20 protein-coding genes are annotated in these 20,250 nt (G+C 31.8%); 5 read left to right on the top strand and 15 right to left on the bottom strand.

What is annotated here, in order from left to right; translation table 11 throughout:
- Positions 1 to 32: 32 nt before the first annotated feature.
- On the bottom strand, positions 33 to 1,541 hold the full coding sequence (gene gltX / locus OEW74_RS11550) for a glutamate--tRNA ligase (protein ID WP_265428637.1): 1,509 nt from the start codon (positions 1,539 to 1,541) through the stop codon (positions 33 to 35).
- A 120-nt stretch (positions 1,542 to 1,661) separates the two neighbouring features.
- On the opposite strand from gltX, the gene OEW74_RS11545 reads away from it, so the two are divergent.
- Genes OEW74_RS11545 through OEW74_RS11535 form a run of 3 tightly spaced genes read left to right on the top strand, consistent with a single transcriptional unit; the run spans position 1,662 to position 4,071 of the window.
- Positions 1,662 to 2,006, top strand: a complete 345-nt coding sequence (locus OEW74_RS11545) for a phosphomannose isomerase type II C-terminal cupin domain (RefSeq protein WP_116093848.1) — start codon at positions 1,662 to 1,664, stop codon at positions 2,004 to 2,006.
- Between the two features lie 4 nt (positions 2,007 to 2,010).
- Complete coding sequence (locus tag OEW74_RS11540; RefSeq protein WP_265428636.1) at positions 2,011 to 2,832, top strand: DUF6492 family protein; 822 nt, start codon at positions 2,011 to 2,013, stop codon at positions 2,830 to 2,832.
- A gap of 24 nt (positions 2,833 to 2,856) precedes the next feature.
- Positions 2,857 to 4,071 (top strand): glycosyltransferase family 4 protein, encoded by a 1,215-nt coding sequence (locus OEW74_RS11535; protein WP_265428635.1) that lies wholly within the window; start codon positions 2,857 to 2,859, stop codon positions 4,069 to 4,071.
- Positions 4,072 to 4,093: 22 nt separating this feature from the next.
- Here OEW74_RS11535 and OEW74_RS11530 read toward each other — a convergent pair whose 3' ends face one another.
- Positions 4,094 to 5,245 (bottom strand): glycosyltransferase, encoded by a 1,152-nt coding sequence (locus OEW74_RS11530; protein ID WP_265428634.1) that lies wholly within the window; start codon positions 5,243 to 5,245, stop codon positions 4,094 to 4,096.
- 97 nt (positions 5,246 to 5,342) lie between these two features.
- On the opposite strand from OEW74_RS11530, the gene OEW74_RS11525 reads away from it, so the two are divergent.
- Positions 5,343 to 7,382, top strand: coding sequence for a glycosyltransferase (locus OEW74_RS11525; protein ID WP_265428633.1), 2,040 nt, complete (start codon positions 5,343 to 5,345; stop codon positions 7,380 to 7,382).
- Here the strand turns inward: OEW74_RS11525 and OEW74_RS11520 are convergent.
- The 4 genes from OEW74_RS11520 to OEW74_RS11505 are packed head-to-tail and all read right to left on the bottom strand — an operon-like array spanning position 7,379 to position 11,100.
- The gene (locus OEW74_RS11520) at positions 7,379 to 8,215 is read right to left on the bottom strand and encodes a glycosyltransferase family 2 protein (protein ID WP_265428632.1); all 837 of its coding nucleotides are present in this window, start codon (positions 8,213 to 8,215) and stop codon (positions 7,379 to 7,381) included. The genes OEW74_RS11525 and OEW74_RS11520 overlap by 4 nt on opposite strands.
- A gap of 3 nt (positions 8,216 to 8,218) precedes the next feature.
- Complete coding sequence (locus tag OEW74_RS11515) at positions 8,219 to 9,190, bottom strand: hypothetical protein (protein WP_265428631.1); 972 nt, start codon at positions 9,188 to 9,190, stop codon at positions 8,219 to 8,221.
- Positions 9,187 to 10,125 carry a glycosyltransferase family 2 protein gene (locus tag OEW74_RS11510; protein WP_265428630.1) on the bottom strand — a complete coding sequence of 313 codons (939 nt, stop codon included), beginning with the start codon at positions 10,123 to 10,125 and terminating at the stop codon, positions 9,187 to 9,189. The genes OEW74_RS11515 and OEW74_RS11510 overlap by 4 nt, the downstream gene beginning before the upstream one ends.
- On the bottom strand, positions 10,126 to 11,100 hold the full coding sequence (locus OEW74_RS11505) for a hypothetical protein (RefSeq protein ID WP_265428629.1): 975 nt from the start codon (positions 11,098 to 11,100) through the stop codon (positions 10,126 to 10,128).
- A gap of 62 nt (positions 11,101 to 11,162) precedes the next feature.
- Between OEW74_RS11505 and OEW74_RS11500 the strand changes: the two genes are divergently transcribed.
- Complete coding sequence (locus tag OEW74_RS11500; RefSeq protein ID WP_265428628.1) at positions 11,163 to 12,242, top strand: glycosyltransferase family 4 protein; 1,080 nt, start codon at positions 11,163 to 11,165, stop codon at positions 12,240 to 12,242.
- On the opposite strand, the gene OEW74_RS11495 is transcribed toward OEW74_RS11500, so the two are convergent.
- From OEW74_RS11495 to pdxA, 9 genes are all read right to left on the bottom strand, one after another.
- Positions 12,239 to 12,979, bottom strand: coding sequence for a polysaccharide deacetylase family protein (locus tag OEW74_RS11495; RefSeq protein ID WP_265428627.1), 741 nt, complete (start codon positions 12,977 to 12,979; stop codon positions 12,239 to 12,241). The two genes, OEW74_RS11500 and OEW74_RS11495, sit on opposite strands and share 4 nt — an antisense overlap.
- Before the next feature lie 3 nt (positions 12,980 to 12,982).
- Complete coding sequence (locus OEW74_RS11490; RefSeq protein WP_265428626.1) at positions 12,983 to 13,738, bottom strand: glycosyltransferase family 2 protein; 756 nt, start codon at positions 13,736 to 13,738, stop codon at positions 12,983 to 12,985.
- 69 nt (positions 13,739 to 13,807) lie between these two features.
- Positions 13,808 to 14,566, bottom strand: coding sequence for a glycosyltransferase family 2 protein (locus tag OEW74_RS11485; protein WP_265428625.1), 759 nt, complete (start codon positions 14,564 to 14,566; stop codon positions 13,808 to 13,810).
- Between the two features lie 127 nt (positions 14,567 to 14,693).
- Positions 14,694 to 15,944 carry an ornithine--oxo-acid transaminase gene (gene rocD / locus OEW74_RS11480; RefSeq protein ID WP_265428624.1) on the bottom strand — a complete coding sequence of 417 codons (1,251 nt, stop codon included), beginning with the start codon at positions 15,942 to 15,944 and terminating at the stop codon, positions 14,694 to 14,696.
- Between the two features lie 238 nt (positions 15,945 to 16,182).
- Positions 16,183 to 17,538 carry an acetyl-CoA carboxylase biotin carboxylase subunit gene (gene accC / locus OEW74_RS11475; RefSeq protein WP_265428623.1) on the bottom strand — a complete coding sequence of 452 codons (1,356 nt, stop codon included), beginning with the start codon at positions 17,536 to 17,538 and terminating at the stop codon, positions 16,183 to 16,185.
- Positions 17,539 to 17,635: 97 nt separating this feature from the next.
- Positions 17,636 to 18,118 (bottom strand): acetyl-CoA carboxylase biotin carboxyl carrier protein, encoded by a 483-nt coding sequence (gene accB, locus OEW74_RS11470; protein ID WP_175621780.1) that lies wholly within the window; start codon positions 18,116 to 18,118, stop codon positions 17,636 to 17,638.
- Between the two features lie 127 nt (positions 18,119 to 18,245).
- Positions 18,246 to 18,449, bottom strand: coding sequence for a 50S ribosomal protein L32 (gene rpmF, locus OEW74_RS11465; RefSeq protein ID WP_066674711.1), 204 nt, complete (start codon positions 18,447 to 18,449; stop codon positions 18,246 to 18,248).
- Between the two features lie 59 nt (positions 18,450 to 18,508).
- Positions 18,509 to 19,033 carry a YceD family protein gene (locus OEW74_RS11460; protein WP_265428622.1) on the bottom strand — a complete coding sequence of 175 codons (525 nt, stop codon included), beginning with the start codon at positions 19,031 to 19,033 and terminating at the stop codon, positions 18,509 to 18,511.
- An 83-nt stretch (positions 19,034 to 19,116) separates the two neighbouring features.
- Positions 19,117 to 20,208, bottom strand: coding sequence for a 4-hydroxythreonine-4-phosphate dehydrogenase PdxA (pdxA, locus tag OEW74_RS11455; protein ID WP_265428621.1), 1,092 nt, complete (start codon positions 20,206 to 20,208; stop codon positions 19,117 to 19,119).
- Positions 20,209 to 20,250 lie beyond the last annotated feature (42 nt).

Below are 20,250 nucleotides of genomic sequence, written 5' to 3'. Positions count from 1 at the left end.
AATCTTTCAAATGTATGAAAAATTATGAAAACCTATTTAAAATTATTTACAGCATTGCTTATTCTGGCGATACTTCCTTCTTTTCCAATGAGTTCCAAAATATCCGGAACGTCTGGACCTTTCAATTCTCCTACCAAAGCTAAACGAAGAGGCATCATTACTTTCCCCATTCCCAAACCTTTGTTTTCAGCAAAGTCGTGTAAGTTCTGTTTGATGTTTTCAGCATTAAACGCTTCGACTCCGCTCAGCGTGACAGCAAATTCAGTCAACAGATTTGAAGTTTCGTCATTCCAAGCTTTTTTTGAAGCTTTTTCATCATAAGAAGTTGGCGCTTCAAAGAAAAATTTTCCATTTTCATAAATATCTTTCGGGAAGGTCGCTCTTTCTTTCATCAGATGAATGATCTTTAATAATTTTTCATCATCCATATTTAAGTTTAAATCTGAATTTTTAAGAATAGTTAATAATTCTTCATCAGAAGTTTTTTGAATATACTGATGATTGAACCACTCAGATTTTTCTTTACTGAATCTTGCTCCGGCTTTATGAACTTTATGCAAATCAAATTCCTTCACCATTTCATCCAAAGTCAAAATTTCTTTATCATCTGCAGGAGACCAACCTAAAAGTGCTACCATATTGATGAATGCTTCAGGCAAATATCCACTTTCTTTATATCCTTTAGACACGTGTCCTGTTGCAGGGTCTGTGAAGTTTAAAGGAAATACCGGGAAACCAAATTTATCACCATCTCTTTTGCTTAATTTTCCTTTTCCTTCTGGTTTTAGAATTAAAGAAAGGTGGGCAAACTGAGGCGCTTCCCAACCCATTGCTTCATATAATAAAGTGTGTAAACCTAAAGAAGGTAACCATTCTTCACCACGGATAACGTGAGAAATTTCCATCTCGTGATCATCGATGATATTGGCGAAATGATAAGTAGGCATTCCGTCGTTTTTTACCAAAACTTTATCGTCTAAAGTATCTGTATTTACCGCAGAATTCCCTCTGATAATGTCTACCAAACCTAAGGTTCTGTCAACAGGCATTTTAAATCTTACAACGTAAGGTGTTTTTGCCTCCAACAATTTTTGAACTTCTTCTTCAGAAAGGGCAAGACTGTTTCTTAAACGGTTTCGGGTTTTATTATCATAAGAAAAAACATCACCTTTCGCTTCGTATTCAGCACGGATTGCGTCTAATTCTTCCGCCGTGTCGAAAGCGATGTAAGCATAATCTGTCTTAAGGATCTGCTCTGTGTATTTATCGTAAATATCTCTTCTTTCAGATTGTCTGTATGGAGCAAATTTTCCGCCTTTTTTAGGGCTTTCATCGGGGATGATTCCGCACCATTCTAAGGCTTCCTCAATGTATTCTTCGGCTCCTTCTACATATCTTGCAGTATCGGTGTCTTCTATTCTCAAAACAAATTCTCCGCCCTGATTTTTAGCAAAAAGATAATCATACAATGCGGTTCTTACGCCTCCCAAATGCAAAGGTCCTGTAGGACTTGGTGCAAAACGGACTCTTACTTTCTCCATTTTAAATAAAATTTTTGCAAATTTACTTAAAATTAAATGTTTTAAAGATGTTTAATGTTTTCTATGTTGGGATTTTTAATCTTAATATTTACATTTGTATAAATTTTGAATTCAAAAAATATGTTAGAAATTGGCGAAAGACCTTGGGGAAAATATTATGTTTTAGCAGACGAACCCAATTATAAACTGAAAAGAATTGAGGTAAATCCAGGGCAAAAACTATCATACCAATATCACCACAAAAGACAGGAACAATGGACAATCATTGAAGGTGATGCCACTATTATTTTGGATGATAAAGAAATAAAATTATCTTATGGAGAAAGTATTTTCATCCCTTTAGGAGCCAAACACAGAATCATGAATCTTTCAGAAAAACCGGTTGTCTTCATTGAAGTACAAACAGGAACTTACTTTGGTGAGGATGATATTGTGAGACTGGATGATGAATATGACAGACAATAATTAAATGGAAAAATTAATATTATTCGTAAAAACTTACAGAGCTGATTTTGAGTCTTGCAGTAAGCTGATTGAGTCAATTAGTCAATATAATAAAGATGAAATAAAACTTCTGATCTCTGTAAATGACGAAGATATTAGTTTTTTTAAACAAAATCTACAAACCGATCTTTTTGATATTATAAAAGACAGTGATATTATTGCCATGGAAAATAAAGATCCTTGGCAGTATCAACAAATTGTAAAATCTCAGTTGCATAGATTAAATATCACGGAAAACTATGTGTGTTTAGATTCAGATTCTTATTTTATCAAAGATTTTTATATGTCTGATTTTATTCAGGATGATGTTCCTTATACGATCATTCATCAACAGAAAGAGATGTTTTCTTGGTTGAGTAATAATCGTAAGCATTTTAAAGATGATCCTAAACAATATTTTGAAGATATAAGTAGAAAAGTAATGGCTAAATTCGGACGCAAGGGGATCTGCTACGATTATGGTCCTTCACCAACGATCTGGTCAAACAAAGTTTGGAAAGATTTTCAAGAAAATTACTTAGACGCAAACAATATCAATTATCCGGATCTTATTCACGAGTTTCCCAGTGAATTTACATGGTATGGTGAGTGGCTTTTGAAGAGCCGAATTATTCCTTTATTTCCCAAAGAACCTTTGTTTAAAGTTTTCCATTATAAGAAGCAGTTTCAGGATCTTATAAAAGAAGGCCATACAAGAGATTCAATTAAAGAGAATTATTTAGGTATTGTTCTTCAATCGAACTGGAATCGTGACTTGAAATGGTATCAGAAAAAAATTAGTTTATAATTAAAAAATCAAATTTTGACACCGATGAAAGTGATCTTAGACGCTGATGTTATTGCAGATTTCTATAAAGATAACCGTACCGGAATTTTCCGTGTTACTTATGAGCTATTCAAAGCCCTTGGCGAAAATAATTCAGTAGAGACCTTCTATGCTCATCTGAGCCTGTTTAATTATGAAACGAGTACGAGAGAATTAGACAATTTTTTTAATGAGAACTCCATAAAAATAAAAGCTGCGAATCATAGAGATAAAAGAAAATTTTTACCTCTTAGAAAAGAAAAATTATTTAGAAAACTGTACAAAAAGCTTGGAGTTTCCAACTTTGCCAACACCTATTTTGAAACCCTTAAAGAAGCTCAGATTTTTCATTCTTTTTATTATCCTATTAATAAAGAAATCAGAAAGTTTCCCAATTTAAAAAATGTTGTAACAATTCATGATTTGATTCCTATTTTGTTGCCTGACCTTCATTTTACTTCTGGTTTTATAAAGGAAATTATTGAAAGTATTGGAAAAGACGATCATGTGGTTTGTGTTTCTGAAAATACTAAGAAAGACTTGCTGAAATTTGCTCCTCATCTGAATCCGGATCAAATTTTTGTTAATTTATTAGCGGCTTCAAAATCACTTTTCTACGTTTGTAAGGATGTAGAAAAATTCAACATCATTAGAGAGAAATATAATTTACCAGAGAAATATTTTCTGAGTGTGGGTACATTAGAACCCCGCAAAAATGTAGATTTTGTAATTCGAAATTTTCTTCAGTTGATTAAAGAAAATAAAATTGATGATTTAAGTTTAGTTCTTGTAGGAGCAAAAGGTTGGGATTACGACAAGATTTTCGAGCAATACAATAATGCTGAAGAATTAAAACATAAAATTATCATCACGGGAAGAGTTCCTGATGAAGACTTGGCTAGTTTATATAGCCACGCTCATTCTTTTTATTATATGTCTTTATACGAAGGCTTTGGTTTACCTCCTTTAGAAGCTATGCAATGCGGTGTTCCTACGGTTACGTCAAATACTTCTTCATTACCAGAAGTGGTGGGAGATGCGGGAATTACCCTTGATCCTCAAGATAATAATGCATTGCAGGAAGTTATGCTTAGTTTATATCAAAATGAATCTTTAAGACAAGAATATTCTAGAAAAGGTTTGGAGCGGTCAAGACTTTTTTCGTGGGAAAAAAGTGCAGAAAATCTTATTAAAATTTATGAAAACATTATTCAGGATTAAATTTCCTTTAATGTGATCGTTTTTAGATGTTTAAAGTTTTTTTCCAAAGCTCAACCGATTTTTTTTCAGAAAAATTATTCTTGAAAAAATGGATGGCTTCCTGTTTTTGTTTTTCGTAGTCTGATGAATTGGTTAAAAGATTTTTGATAATATCCGCAAATACTTTTTCATCATCACTTACCCTACAACCGTTATTTTTTTTGTCTGAAAAACCATCAATTGCTTTTTCTGTTCCTACAATTGGTAAGCCAAAAGACATGGCTTCTACAACTTTAATTTTTATACCAGTTCCTTTCAGCATTGGGCAAATTGCAATTTTGCTTGCATGATAATATGTCTCTAAATCATCTGCAAAAAAAACTTTTTCAATGCTTTCATGATCCGGAACGTGTTTACAAATCCTTCCGATAATACAAATTTTTATTTCTTTAGGAAGAATAGGCAAAACTTTTTCAACAAACCAGTTGATCGATAATACATTAAAAGGATTGTCACTGCCTACAAATATAAGATCGTATTTTTTTTCGGTATTTGTATCTTCGAAATTTTCCGGAAAACTTGGCGGAATATTAATCACTTTATCACCTAAAAAACTTTTGAAAATAAAATATTCATCCTGCGAAATGGTAACCACTTTATCATAAAACGAAAGATTATTAATTTCTTCCCCAAATCTTTTCCCCAAATCAAGGTCTTTGTTGTTATAAAATTCATTCAAAGTAATCCAGTCGTGGGTGTCAACGATGGTTTTTGCTCCTTTCAAATCCTGATTGCGGATGAGGTCTGTCCAGAATTCATAATTAATAAAGATATAATCATACTTCTTCTTGTCAAGAATAGTTGTGAAATTATCTTTTAAATATTGAGTAAGATATTGATTGGAATTTTCTTTATTAAATTTTTTCTGAATTTTATATTTCCAATATTGAAAGGTTAGCTTTTTCTTTGGTGGTTTGGTTTTCAGAACAAAAACTTCATTAATGATTTCAGAATCAATTCCTTCAGCAGTATCTCCGAAGCTATTGTAATAATCTTCTACACCAACAAGATCAATATTTAAACCTAATGATTTCAGTTGCTTAAGGTTGGTATAAGTACGCAAAACATTTCCTGCTCTTTTGGAGAAAGGGCTTTCCGGAAAGAAAAATAATAAGTTTTTATTAGAAAAATTCATTAATGATTTTGTTTAAGATGAGAGTCTTTTGAAAGTTGAGGAAATAAATGCTTAAATTCGTTTTCGCAAAAAACTTAGACAAAATAATAAATTTAAAATGGGAATTAAAAGGTTTTTTAAAAATAAAATCAAGGATTATCAATTTATCAAAAATCAAAGAAAGGTGACTGCCAATCTTCAAAATCTTGATTTTTTTAAGAGTCATCCCTTTAATTTTTCTACAGAAATCAATCCTGAAGTTTCAATTATTATTCACGGAAGTAATGATTTGAAAATGGTTCTTAATTGTCTTCATCATATTGAAAAGTATGACCAAAATATTTCCAAAGAAATTTTTGTTATTCATGATAAAAGCTCTGAAGTTCAACAATATTTAGAAAATGTAAAAGGAATAACCCTCATCAACAAGGAAGAAAGCGATGGTTTATCTCAAGTTATAAATCATACAATTGAAAAGGCAAGAGGAAAATTTATCTATCTTTTAGAATCTCATGCTTTGGTTCAGGAAAATTATTTGTCAACTTTGCTTGAGGTTTTTAATACCAAAGAAAATGTGGGAGCGGTAGGTTCTAAAATGATTTCTGCTGAGAATAATATTGTCAGCGCCGGAAATTTAGTTTTTGAAAATTCTGAAATCGTTGAATTAGGTAAATCTGAAGCAATTGATACTCCCCAATTTAATTTTGTAAGAAAAGTAGATTTTTGCGCTGGAAGCTTGTTGTTCTCTAAAATTAATAAAAACGGAGACTTAAATTTACTGAATGAAACCTATTCTTCACTATATTTTGCAGAAGCTGATTTGCGTTTAAAGCTAAAAAAAGAAGGAAATTTAGATACTTATTATCAACCTCTTTCAGAAGTTAGCTGTTTTAATAATTCTTTTAAAACAGTAAATAGCAATGATAAAGTAGATTTTGCAAACCATTGGAATTCTTATTTTACAGATAAAAAAAATGTAAAAAGCGAGAAAACCAATTATAGTTCTCATTACAAAACTCCAAATTTTCTTTTTTTAGAGGAAAATATGCCAAAACCTGATCAGGATTCCGGCTCAAGAAGGTTTATGGAAATTATAAAGATTCTTCAGAAAAACGGACATCATATTGTTTTGGCAGTTAAACATTTTGATGAAACTAAAGATTCAGATTATATTCCTTATTTTCAAAATGCAGGTGTCGAAATTTGCAGAGATTATGTAAATGCCCAAAATAAAATCATCAGAGTAGAAGATCAGATTGTGAATGCTTTGTCATACGTTGATGTAGTTTGGATTTTCAGACCTTTAGGTTTTAATCATTGGTATAATTTAATCAATGGGAAAATAAACGGTCAAAAAATCATTTATGATATGGTTGATCTTCATTATCTGAGAATGGAGCGTGAGAATAATTATATCGACGTGGTGACTAATGAAAGAGAAAAAGAAATAAGTTTCTTTAAAGAAAAAGAATATGCAGGAATGAATATTTCAGATGCTGTGATTTCTATCAGTGATGAAGAAAAAAACACAGTGTCTGAAAACGGAGTCAAAAAAGATAAAATTTTCACGGTAAGTAATATTCACAAGCCTGTAGATAATGTTCCATTAAGTTTTTCTGAAAGAGAAGGTTTGCTTTTCATCGGCGGTTACAATCATTTGCCGAATATTGATGCAGTGAAATTTTTACATGACCAAATTTTGCCATTAGTTTGGGCGAAAAATAATCATATTAAAATATCGATTTTAGGACCAGATTTTCCTGCCGATTTAAAAGAAAAATACCATTCTGATCGTTTTCAGATTTTAGGGTATCAGGAAACTGTAGATTTTTGGTTTGAAAATTCCAGAGTTTTTGTAGCCCCGCTTCGTTACGGTGCTGGAGTTAAAGGAAAAATCGGACAGGCTTTAGAATTTAAATTACCTGTAATCACAACCGGAATAGGAGCGGAAGGAATGAGTCTGGAAGACGCAAAAACAGCTTTGATTTCAGATGAAAATCCTCAAAATTTCGCAGATAAAATTCTTGAATTGTATGATAATGAAAATCTTTGGCAGACTTTACATCAAAACAGTCTTTTGCCGCTTTCTAAATTCTCTATAGAAACTCAGGAGCAGAATATTAAAAAGATGCTTCAGTATTTAGGCTTTGGGAATTAATTTTTATAAATCTTTTGGTACTTTTTAGGCTTAAAAAACTGATACATCAATTTTCGGTACCATTCATTGTAATATTTAGCTTTATACTTTTTATTCTCACGGATTAAGCTCATAATGTTATGAAAATCTAATCCATTTTGTTTGTAAAAAGTATAATGTTTTTTATAAATCTCAAAGAAATTATCAGACAGTCTCGAGCTGTTATCGATGCTTGTATTGGTCAGCGAATCTGTTGTATTTCTTATTCTGTAGAAAAATAAAAACTCATCAATTTTATGAACTTTTACGCCCATTTCAACTAAAGAAATCCAGAAATCCCAATCTTCGTAGTAGTTTAATTGAGTATCAAAACCACCCACTTTTTCAAAATCTTCTTTGTAAATAAGAGCGGTAATCGGAATGCAGTTTTCAATTAAGAAATCAAAGGTGTTGAACGGTTGCAAAACCCATTCTTTGTCGGTTTTTTCGAAGAATTTTCCTTTTGTATAACAGATTCTTATTTCTTTATTTTTTGAAAGGATTTGATGTGTTTTTTCTAAAAATGTTTTGTCGATAAGGTCATCACAATCCAGAAAAAGAATATATTTTCCTGAAGCATATTTTACTCCATTGTTACGGGCAGAAGATTGGCCCTGATTTTCCTGATGAATGATTTTTAGATTTTTGAAAGCTTCGTTTGTTTCAATTAAATCTAAAGCTGCTTTTTCAGAACCATCATTCACAACAATAACTTCAAAATCCTGATAGGTTTGAAGATAAACACTTTTAAGAGTTTCATTAATATAATCTTCGCCTTTGTAGTAAGGAATGATGATGGAGATTTTTTCGCTCATGTCTTAAGAAATAAGTGTTTTAAACCAGTTTTCAAAACTGTATTTATTTTTGATTTCTGCAGGAATTTCCTGATAAGGATTTTCAATAAAATTATTCAGATTTTCTTCAGAATCTTCACCGATAATAAAGATATTCTCTTGTTTGTAAAAATCGTAATTTTTTACATCCGGATTATCTGTAATGATTTTCTTTTCGTATTTCAACGCTTCAAAAAACCGGAAAGACAATCCGTTATGTTCTTTTAGTTTTAAGTCTAAAAGAGCTTTTGAGCTATTAACCCAACTCATATTTTCATCATAAGTCAAAAACTGATTGGTAAAATGAATTTCTCCTTCAGCTTCTCTTTTGTTCCAACTGAAAAGCAGTATTTTTTGTGTAATTTGTTTCAGGCTTAAAATTGCTGAAATTTCTTTTAATGTTTTAAATCGCTCTTCCACATACGTTCCAATATAGAAAACATCATTTTTGATGGTTGATTGGGCTTTATCTTCTTCAAAATTAAAAAAGAAATTGCTCAGAAAAAAAATGTTTTTCTTTTCATCAACATCATTTTTATCAAATACGAAAAACCTGTCAAAGAATTTAAGTTTAGAATAAACATTCGGCGTTCTGTTGAGACCGTCCCAATGATTCCCGATTAATTTTTTAGTTTTTATTCTAATGATGTTTAAAAATTCTTCCGAAAAAAAATCGGTAGTCATCACTAGAATCGTTTCGTATTCGGGCAATCTTTTCGCCTTTTCTAACAATGTATTTTCTATGAAAGCTTTCCTTAGAATTTCTTTGTACTTTTTATCTCCTAAAACTGTTTTTCGGTAAACATTATTAAGTTGCTCACGCCAGTTTTTATACCTAAATTTCTCATCAGAATACAGCAAAAAATCTACATTGTCATAATGCAGATACTCAAGATTTTTTTTGATGAGGTCTGAAAGTCCTGCATAATTATGCATGATGATGAGGATTCTGTTCATCGGTAAAAATATTTAAAGAATAAGAAAAGAGTAAAATGTTCAGATTTTAGTTTTTGGTATAAAGCTGATTTTTCATGCTGAACTTCTTTCAAGAACTTCTTTACATGTTCATTAGAATCATTTTCAAGATAAGCAGAAAATTTTCGTTCTTTATCATTAAGCGTTCTCAGCTTTATTTTAAAATCTCTGAAAATCTTAGGTTTTTTAGCATAATCAAAACGGCTGATCAGTTTTTCTTTAGAAGCCTTATCTTTAGAATAAGAAATTCCTCCGACTTGCTGTGCGCTGTGAATACGATAGGAGATGAGCTTTTCATTTATAAAGGCAAATTTTTTCTGTTCAGCAGAAACCAAGGCAATCCACTCGTCGTGATGCAAACCCTCAACCGTTGGAAAAGGCAAAGCCTGATTAATAAACGATTTTCTCATAGCCATTGAAGCTCCCGTTGCAAAATTTCCAATGGTAGCGAAAATTTTAAAATAGTCGATTTCTTTTTTGTTTTCGCTTAAAAAATTGGGGACATCCCAAACAGTATACAGATTTTGCTGCGAACTGCTTTCGTCGATGATAAATCCGTTTGAGCAGACAACATCAATACTTTGGTTATTTTCAAAAAAATCAATGAAAATTTTTACTTTATTGTTTTCCCAAACATCATCCTGATCGCTTAAGAATATAATTTCGCCGCTACAAAGTGAAATTGCTTTTTCAAAGTTCTTTACACTCCGTAAATTTTTTTCATTGATATGAATTTTGAAAATATCGGGAAATCTATTTTCATATTCAGCTAAAATACTAAGGGTCTTATCTGTTGATCCGTCGTCGCACACTACAATTTCATCTACTTTCAAAGATTGGTTTAGAATAGAATCAATTTGTTCACGAATAAATTTTTCACCGTTATAAGTACAAAGTGCAACAGAAATTTTTGTCATTTAGCTTAAATTAAAAACAGTATTCACCCAATTATCTAAGGTGTATTTGTAATAAATGTCGTCCGGAAGTTTTTGATAATCGGTTTCAAAAAAAGACTTTTCAATATTACTGAAATCATCATTAAGAATCAAAATATTTTCTGGATTATAAAAATCGTAATTCTTAATAGTACGGTTATCAGTAATGAATTTTTTCTCCAAAGCCATCGCCTCAAAAATACGGAAACTAAGCCCCATTTGATTATCTCGCTGAAGATCGAGAATCACTTTTGTGTTTTTGTATATTTTCGGTAATGATTGCTGAGGTATATTTTTGGTTCTGAACTTAATAATATTGATGTTTTTTGAATCAACAATCTGAGTGATTTTATTCTTCCAGCTTTTTTTTCCGGCAACAATTGTTTTGAAATTGATGTTTAAATTATCAATCTGGTTAATTAAAATATTAAGTTTTTGTAATCGCTGCGTATCGTACGAAGTGATGTAAAAAAGATCAAGATGTGGGTTTTGCTCTTCAGAAGGGCAATATTTAAGATAATTATAATTAGTTATTTTTTTAAATCCATATTCTTTCACATCTTCATCATCAAAAGAGAAAACAGTGTCAAAAAAATGTAAAATATGTTGAGCAGGATTTCTCGACATGCTGTCGTATAAATAGGCAATATTTCGGTCTGCATACTTTCTGATCACTTCATGCACATGCTCTTCTATACCTTCAGGATTGATAACTAAGATTTGGTCTTGCTTTCCTATTTCTTTGAGAGAATCGATGATAAATTCTTGTCTTTTCTCATGCTTCAGATTTTTTCCGATAAAAACTTTGCTCATTGCATTTTTTACCCTCGCTCCAAAATTTTTGTGCGTAAAAGCTCCGATGTTGATGTGGTACGCTTCTACACCTTTCTCTTTCAGTTTATTTACGATATGTTCATCATAGTGCCAGAAATCAAAACTGATTAAACAAATTTTCATAAAACAAAAGTAAAGATTTTAAAGTTTAAATTTCTATTTTTGGGAAAAAGCCCGTATTTTTCATGAAAAAGAATATTCTTATCGATGTTGAGCGACTTAAATATCCAAGATCAGGAATTGCAAATGTTTGCATTTCATTAATCAGAGGATTAGACGAAAAATTGTGCCATTTCAATTATACCCTTTACGGACCAGAGAAAAATATTCCGGCAACCCAGTCTGATTTTAAGATCATTAACTGGAAATTCTGGCAGAAAAAAATTAAAATAAATACTTTACCTTTCTCATTGATTCATGTAACGCATCAGTTATCAGATTATTTTCATTCAAAAAAATCAAATCAGAAAAAAGTAGTTACACTGCACGATTTAAACTTTCTTCATGATAAAAGTTCTGCCAGAAAAATTGAAAAATCTAAGAAACTCGTTCAGAAAAATATAGGAAATGCAGATGCTATCGTCTGCATTTCAGAATTTGTAAAGGATGATTTCCTTAAAAATAAGCATTTGTTTTCCCTAAAGAACGATGTAAAAGTCGACGTGATTTATAATGGATTGACTTTTCCTGAAAACGAAACCTTTAATTCTGAAAAAAAATATGAGTTTATCGGCAGAAAATTTATACTCAATATTGGGGTGCTTTTTCCAAAGAAAAATCAGGAAGTTTTGCTCAATCTCATCACTGGAAATGAAAGAGAATTGGTTTTAATCACTTCTTCAGCAAAGTCTGAATACAAAGAAAAATTCCTTGAAAAAGTTAAAAATTTAGGATTAGAAAAAAAGGTTCATATTTTAGAAAGTGTGGAGAATAATGAGAAATATTTTCTGCTTCAGCATTGCGAATCTTATTGTCATCCTTCATTGGCAGAAGGTTTTGGAATTCCTCCGGTTGAGGCGATGTTCTTTGGAAAGCCTGTTTTTCTAAGCAATTTAACAAGTCTGCCTGAAATCGGGGGAGACTTGGCTTTTTACTTTAACGATTTTTCGGCTGATTCTATGAAGAAAATTTATAATGAAGGTATTGAAAAGTTTAATGCAGATAAGGAAAATTATATCGCGAAATTGAAAGAAAGAGCTTCAAAATTCAGTTATAAAAGCATGGCTGAATCTTATGAAGAATTATACAAAAGACTTTTAGATTAAAGCTTTGTTTTCCCAAATCTAAGCTTCCATTTAAAGACTTTTAAAGAATCACCATTTTTAATGTCAATACGGTTGACTTCAAATCTCTTTTTAAAAGGATAAGATGCCACATTATTTCCGATTCTCATTGCAGAAATAATTCCGATTCTGTCGAGCATTTTGAAAAATTCTTTTTTGCGCTCTTTTTCTTTTGGAAATTTGCCGTAAGGATAAGCCAAAACTTTTGTGAAATTGATTTCGTTCTGTTCTAAAATTTCAATGTTTTTTAGAAGATCTGCTTCCGCTTCTGATAGTGTCAATTGCGAAAAATTCTTGTGATAATGGCTGTGTAAAGCAATTTCCACTAAATCAGGGTTCAAAGATTTTATTTCATCAAAATTCATGTAGACTCTTTCTTCACCATTCAGATTGTTTTGTATAAACTCTGTAGGAATGAAAATTGTCGCTTTTAATTGGTGTTTTTCGAGGAGTGGAACAAGATATTGTAAGTTATTGTAATACCCATCATCGAAGGTTAAAATAATTTTATTTTCAATAGATTTTGACGCTTCCAAATCTTTAAAAAATACAGTTTTGAAATTATTTTTGATATAAATCAGTTGATCTTCAAGATTTTCAACCGTAACAATCAAATCATTTTTATAAGCGATAGATTGTGGTAAAACCTGATGATACATCAAGATCCGAATGCTTTCTTTGTTTGAAAACCCTAAAATTCTTTTAAAAAACGGAATCATATTCTATCTGAATTTATGAATTTCGTGTAGTTTCTTATATTTAAGAAAGGTATAAAAAGCCGCTGTTGCTGCCGCATAATAGCCAACCAAACCGTCAAGAAATCCTAAACGTAAAAAATAAGATTTGAAGAACTGGAACATAGGCTTAAAAAGAATTTTAAAAATGTTTGATTTTTTGCCATTTTTATACATCTTTTCCGCCATCATCGAGGTGTATTTATTAGATTTTTCGATGTGGTGATAAATGTCTTTGTAAGTATAATGATTGATTTTTCCTTTCAGTTTACCTTTGTTTTCGGTTGTGATAAATGATTCGTGTACAATGTCTTCAGAATATTTACCATAACCTTTTCTGAAAAGTCTTTCCCTTTTTATATTTCCCCAACCTCCGTATTTCAGCGTTTCACCTAAAAAAATATTGTTGAATTCAACATCATAAACATTAAATTCGGTTTGCGGTTCTGAGATTGTTTTTTTAATTGAATTCTTCAGCTCTTCATCAGGAATTTCATCTGAATCTAAGAACAGAATCCATTCAGATTGGCATTGTTCAATTGCAAAATTCTTCTGTTTTCCAAAACCTAAAAACTTTTGCTGAATAAATTTTACTTTCGAGAATTTAGAACAAATCTCTTCTGTACAGTCCTTAGAAAAACTGTCGACAATAATAATTTCGTCGGCTAAATCATGAACTGAATTTAGATTTTTTTCGATTATTCTTTCTTCGTTAAACGTAATTATTGCTACAGAAAGCTTCATAGATGGATGACTTACTGATGCAAAAATACAGTTTATTTTCAGAATTTTAAATCCTATAAAAAAGAATTGTTATGCATATTCCTCTTTTAGAAATTCATAGGTTTTAAAAGAACTTAAAGCACTTAAATAGGAGAGGATTAACCCTTTTTTGCCATCTAAAATACCCAGTTTTAGAATATACATTTTAAAGAAATTAAATGCGCTTTTCGATAATTGTTTTGCTATTTGATAATGTACGCCTTTTTCATGCAAATCTTTTGCCTTTAATTTGGCATAATGAATGACTTTTTTGTAATAAGCTTCATAAGAATCAAATGAAAAATGAAGAAGATAATTTTTTAAAGTTCCCGGATTGTCGACATTGCTCAACCCTTCATGTACTCTTTTGTTTTCATCATAATGAGCTACTTCTTTTTTAAAAAGACGAATATTTTTATCATTCTGAGTACCCGAATAATTTACTTTTTCACCCATGAAAAAGAATTTTCGTTTAAAAAAATAGGCGTTTTGAGTAACAGGTTTTTTAATTTCTTTTAAAATTTCATTTTTCAATTTTGGAGTAATTCGCTCATCGGCATCTAAAAATAGAATCCAGTCGTTTTTTGCATAAGAAATGCAGAGATTACGCTGTTTGGTAAAATCTTCAAATTTATTTTGATAGAACTTTACCTTTGGATATTTATTTTTTATAATGTCAACTGTTTTATCTGTACTAAAAGAATCCAATACAATAATTTCATCGGCAAATTTTACCGAGTTTAAAGCTTCTTCAATATTTTTCTCTTCATTAAAGACAATTAACAAAGCGCTTATTTTTGGATCTTCCATACCATTCACATTATAAAAAGTTAGATGAAAAGTAAACGCAAAAGTTAAACAATCGTTTGTTCGATTTATTAAATAAAAAAATAACACTCTGATTTAGAGTGTTATAAATTTAAAAAAATATTTGATTTTATTTTTTGAAATCCAAAATTGTCTTTTCAATGATCTTCACGCAATCTAATAATTGTTCTTCTGTAATAACCAAAGGTGGAGCCAATCTGATGATGTTTCCGTGGGTTGGTTTAGCTAAAAGTCCGTTTTTTTTTAATTGTAAACAAAGATTCCAAGCCGTAGAGCTTTCAGGAGTATCATTGATTAATATTGCATTCAATAAACCTTTTCCTCTTACTTTGGTAATTAGGTCTGATTTTTCAATTAGCTTTTCAATTTCGCTTCTGAATAGTTTTCCTAATTCTTCAGCTCTTTCAGAAAGTTTTTCTTCTTCTACAACATCTAAAGCTGCAATGGCAACAGCACAAGCAATTGGGTTTCCTCCAAAAGTAGAACCGTGTTGACCAGGCTTGATAACATTCATAATCTCATCATTCGCCAAAACTGCAGAAACAGGATACATTCCGCCTGAAAGTGCCTTTCCCAAAATTAAAATATCGGGTTGTACATTTTCATGGTGACAAGCAATCAATTTACCAGTTCTTGCAATTCCTGTCTGTACTTCATCTGCAATGAAAAGAACATTGTATTTTTTACATAGTTCTAAAGCGTTCTTAAGGAAATTTTCATCAGGAACGTAAACTCCAGCTTCTCCCTGAATCGGTTCAACCAAAAATGCTGCAATATTTTGAGCGTCATTTTTTAAAACTTCTTCTAAAGCTGCAAGATCATTGTAAGGAATTTTCACAAATCCCGGAGTGAAAGGACCATAATTTTTATTGGCATCAGGATCGTTTGAGAAAGAAACGATTGTTGTCGTTCTTCCGTGAAAATTGTTTTCACAAACTACGATTTTTGCTGCATTTTCTGAAATTCCTTTTACTTCATAACTCCATTTTCTGGCTAATTTTACTGCTGTTTCTACAGCTTCAGCTCCCGAATTCATAGGTAAAACTTTATCAAATCCGAAAAGAGTAGTAATTTTTTTCTCGTATTCTCCCAAATTTGAATTGTAAAAAGCTCTGGAAGTTAAAGCTAATTTTTTAGCTTGATTTACCAAAGCATCAACGATTTTTGGATGAGAATGCCCTTGATTAACTGCCGAATAAGCCGAAAGGAAATCGTAGTATTTTTTACCTTCTACATCCCAAACAAAAACACCTTCACCTTTATCTAAAACCACCGGAAGCGGATGATAATTGTGTGCACCATGTTTTTCTTCGAGTTCAATGAAATATTGTGAGTTTTTTGTTTGTTCTGCTATTGACATATTTTTTTTGCTTTTTTACAAATTTAAGTATAATAAACCAGATGGTTCAACAGAATAATGATGCTGAATATTAGATGTATTCAAGTGTGTTTTGATGGTATGAAATAATCCTTTAGAAAATATTGCTCAAACAAATTATGACTTGCAGTTTTTATATCTTTTGAAATGAATTTAAATTTTTTTAAATAAAAAAACCGCTTGAAGTAAAGCGGTTTTCAATATGTATTTTAAAATAATCTTAGTGATTATCATATTTTTTATCCATTACAAAACTCTCCATGAATTTTGTAGTGTAGTTTCCTGAAAGATAAGCTTCATCTTCCATCAACTGTCTGTGGAAAGGAATTGTAGTTTTTACTCCTTCAATATAGAATTCTTCCAAAGCACGCTTCATTTTTGCAATTGCTTCTTCACGGGTTTGTGCCGTTGTAATCAATTTTGCAATCATTGAATCGTAGTTTGAAGGGATAGTGTATCCTGAATAAACGTGAGTATCTACTCTGATTCCGTGTCCTCCAGGAATGTTTAATCCTGTGATTTTTCCTGGTGATGGTCGGAAATCAGCATAAGGATCTTCTGCATTGATTCTACATTCAATTGAATGCAATTTCGGATAATGGTTGATTCCTGAAATAGGAGTTCCTGCTGCCAAAAGAATTTGTTCTCTGATCAAGTCATAATCAATAACCTGCTCAGTAATTGGGTGCTCAACCTGAATTCTTGTATTCATTTCCATGAAATAGAAATTTCTGTGTTTGTCAACAAGGAATTCAATTGTTCCTACACCTTCATAACCGATAAATTCTGCTGCTTTTACTGCTGCTTCACCCATTTTCTCACGAAGCTCGTCAGTCATGAATGGAGAAGGAGTTTCTTCAGTTAATTTTTGGTTTCTTCTTTGTACAGAACAGTCTCTTTCGGAAAGGTGACAAGCTTTACCAAATTGGTCACCTGCAATCTGAATCTCGATATGTCTTGGCTCTTCAATCAGTTTTTCCATATACATTCCTCCGTTTCCGAAGGCAGCAACAGCTTCCTGAATTGCAGATTCCCAATGTTCTTTAAGGTCTTCAGCTTTCCAAACAGCTCTCATTCCTTTACCTCCACCACCTGCAGTAGCTTTAATCATTACCGGATAACCTGTTTCTTCTGCTGTTTTTACCGCATGCTCGTAAGATTCAATTAAACCGTCAGAACCAGGTACACAAGGTACGTTTGCAGCTTTCATGGTCGCTTTTGCGTTTGCTTTGTCTCCCATTCTTTCAATCTGCTCAGGAGAAGCACCAATAAATTTGATGCCGTTTTTCTGACAGATTCTTGAGAAATTAGCATTTTCAGATAAGAAACCATACCCTGGGTGAATGGCGTCTGCATTAGTAATTTCTGCAGCAGCAATAATGTTAGGGATTTTAAGATATGAGTCTTTACTCATTGCAGGACCAATACATACAGCCTCGTCAGCAAATCTTACATGAAGACTGTCTTTATCGGCAGTAGAATATACTGCAACCGTTTTGATTCCCATTTCTTTACAAGTACGTAAAATACGCATTGCAATTTCGCCACGATTGGCGATTAATATTTTTTTGAACATCTTCTTCAATTTGAAAATTAGATAATTTGAAAATTAGATAATGTTATTTTAATGTAGAATTTAATCTAACATCTAATGTCTAACATCTAACTTCTAATTAAGATGGATCTACTAAGAATAATGGTTGGTCGTATTCAACAGGAGTAGCATCATCAACTAAAATCTTAACGATTTTACCGCTTACTTCAGATTCAATTTGGTTGAATAACTTCATTGCTTCGATTACACAAACTACTTTTCCGTTAGAAACCTCGTCACCTACATTTATAAAAACATCTTTATCTGGAGATGGTTTTCTGTAGAAAGTTCCGATCATTGGAGATTTAATAGTTACATATTTACTATCATCAGAAGCTGCTTCTGTTTTTTCTGGAGCTGCAGAAACTGGAGCAGGAGCATGACCTGGAGCCACTTGTTGTGGAGCTTGCTGATACATTGCCGGTTGAGCAACATAGCTTACTTCGTTACCACCTAGTGGAGTTTTAATAGTAATTTCGAAATCTTTAGTTTTATATTTTACTTCTGAAACCTCAGCTTTAGATACAAACTTGATAAGATTTTGTATGTCTTTAATGTCCATAAATTTGATATTTGATTTGCTGTCAAAGATACCAAAAAAACACAAAAAACAACAAAAAACCGCCAAATTTTATAAAAATTGGGCGGTTTCTGTATTAAAACGAGTGTTTTTCGATGAAAAGCGACTCTTAGTTTTCTTCAGTAGTAGCTACTTCTTTTTCCATTACTACTTTACCTCTGTAGTAAAGTTTTCCTTCATGCCAGTGAGCTCTGTGGTATAAATGCATTTCTCCTGATGTTGCATCTTTTGCTAATTGAGGAACTACAGCTTTATAATGAGTTCTTCTCTTATCTCTTCTTGTAGACGATTGTCTTCTCTTTGGATGTGCCATTTTGTAATAACTTTTTTAATTGATGAGTGATGAGATTCATCATCTCATCATTAAACTATTTAATTTTTATTCTTTAAATTTTTTAATGCGTCCCATCTAGGATCGCTTTCATGTTCTTCCTCGTCTTCTATTTCTTTTGGACTGAATTTTTCAAGGATTTCCAAATCTTCATCACTTACATTAGGTGATAATTTTTTCATAGGTATTGAAAGTGCCACGTTTTCATATATCAATTGCGAAATATTAAAAGCGTGATCGTTTGCAGGAATGGTGATAACATCTTCTTCGCTGTCATCATATTCTTCTCCGAACTTTACCAAAATACCGATTTGGTTTTCGATAGGGTAAGTAAAATCTTCGTTGGTGATGTCACAAACCAATTCTACTGTACCATCTACTTTTATTTCAAATTCTAAAAAAGTAGTGTGTTTATCAAGTAAAACATCAACTGCAATTTTAGGATTTGTAAATTCCTGATCAGTGTCAAATAATTGAAAGAACTCTTTATCTATCTCAAACTTGAACTCGTGCTTACCGGTTTTTAACCCTGAAAAGCTTACGTCGTAGTTCCTTAACTTGTCCATAAAATGAGTGTGCAAAAATATGCATTTTTTTTAATATTACAAATAAAATTCATAACAAATTAATTTTAATTCGTTTACAGATTTTACATTTCACTTTCTATTGGCAGATCTTCGTCAATTCCGTTGTCGGATGGCATCCTTCTTGGCTGTAGGCGATTGCTCATCAAATCTTTATAATCATTTCGATTGTTGAAAACTTTAATTGCTGTGAAAATTGCTTCCATAAAACTTTGCGCATCAGCAACGTTTTTTCCTGCAATATCATAGGCTACGCCGTGATCGGGAGAGGTTCTGATAAAAGGAAGTGCGGCGGTATAATTTACCCCTTCTTCATACGCTAAAGTTTTAAAAGGCGCTAATCCTTGATCGTGATACATTGCTAAAACGGCATCGTAGTTTTTATATTTTGAAGGCTGGAAATAGCTGTCTGCAGGAAAAGGACCAAAAGCGAGAATTCCGTTGTCTGAAAGCTCTTTTATTGCCGGAGAAATAATTTCTATTTCTTCATTTCCGATAACTCCGCCGTCGCCTGAATGTGGATTTAAGCCTAAAACAGCAATTTTTGGTCTTCTGATCGCAAAATCTTCAATTAAAGTTTGGTTTAAAGCGCGGATCTGTTTTTTAATTTTTTCTTTAGAAATATTTTCAGCAACCTGAGAAATCGGGATATGATGTGTAGAAACTGCTACTTTCAAGTCTTCCGACACCAAAAACATTAAGCCTTTTTTATTAAATTTTTCTTCAAAATAACCGGTGTGACCTGCATGTTTGAAACCCATTTTTACCATCTCATCTTTGTTGATAGGTGCAGTTACCAAAACATCAATTTCGCCTTTCATTAAAGCTTCAGTTGCTGCTTCCAGCGAGTCTATTGCCATTTTGGTAGATTCTTCTGTAGGTTTTCCCAGCTCTACATTAGAATTTTCTTTCACAAGGTTCACCATATTCAGCTTCCCATTTTGGGCTTGTGAAGCTTCGGTGATGTAATTAAAATTTAAATTAAGCTTAAAAAGATTTTTCTGATAAGTGAAAAGTTTGCCCGATCCAAAAATAATTGGAGTAAAAAAATCTGTAATGGTTTTGTCCGTCAGAGACTTCATGATGATTTCGGGGCCGATGCCGTTGAAATCTCCAATTGAAATTCCTACTCGTACTTTATGGTTTTTTGGGCTCATTTTGATTATCTTTGAAGATTATAATTTTACAAATTTAGCAAA

This window comes from Chryseobacterium sp. YIM B08800 (assembly GCF_026163565.1).
GTDB lineage: Bacteria > Bacteroidota > Bacteroidia > Flavobacteriales > Weeksellaceae > Chryseobacterium.
This window is presented reverse-complemented; position numbering and strand designations above follow the sequence as displayed.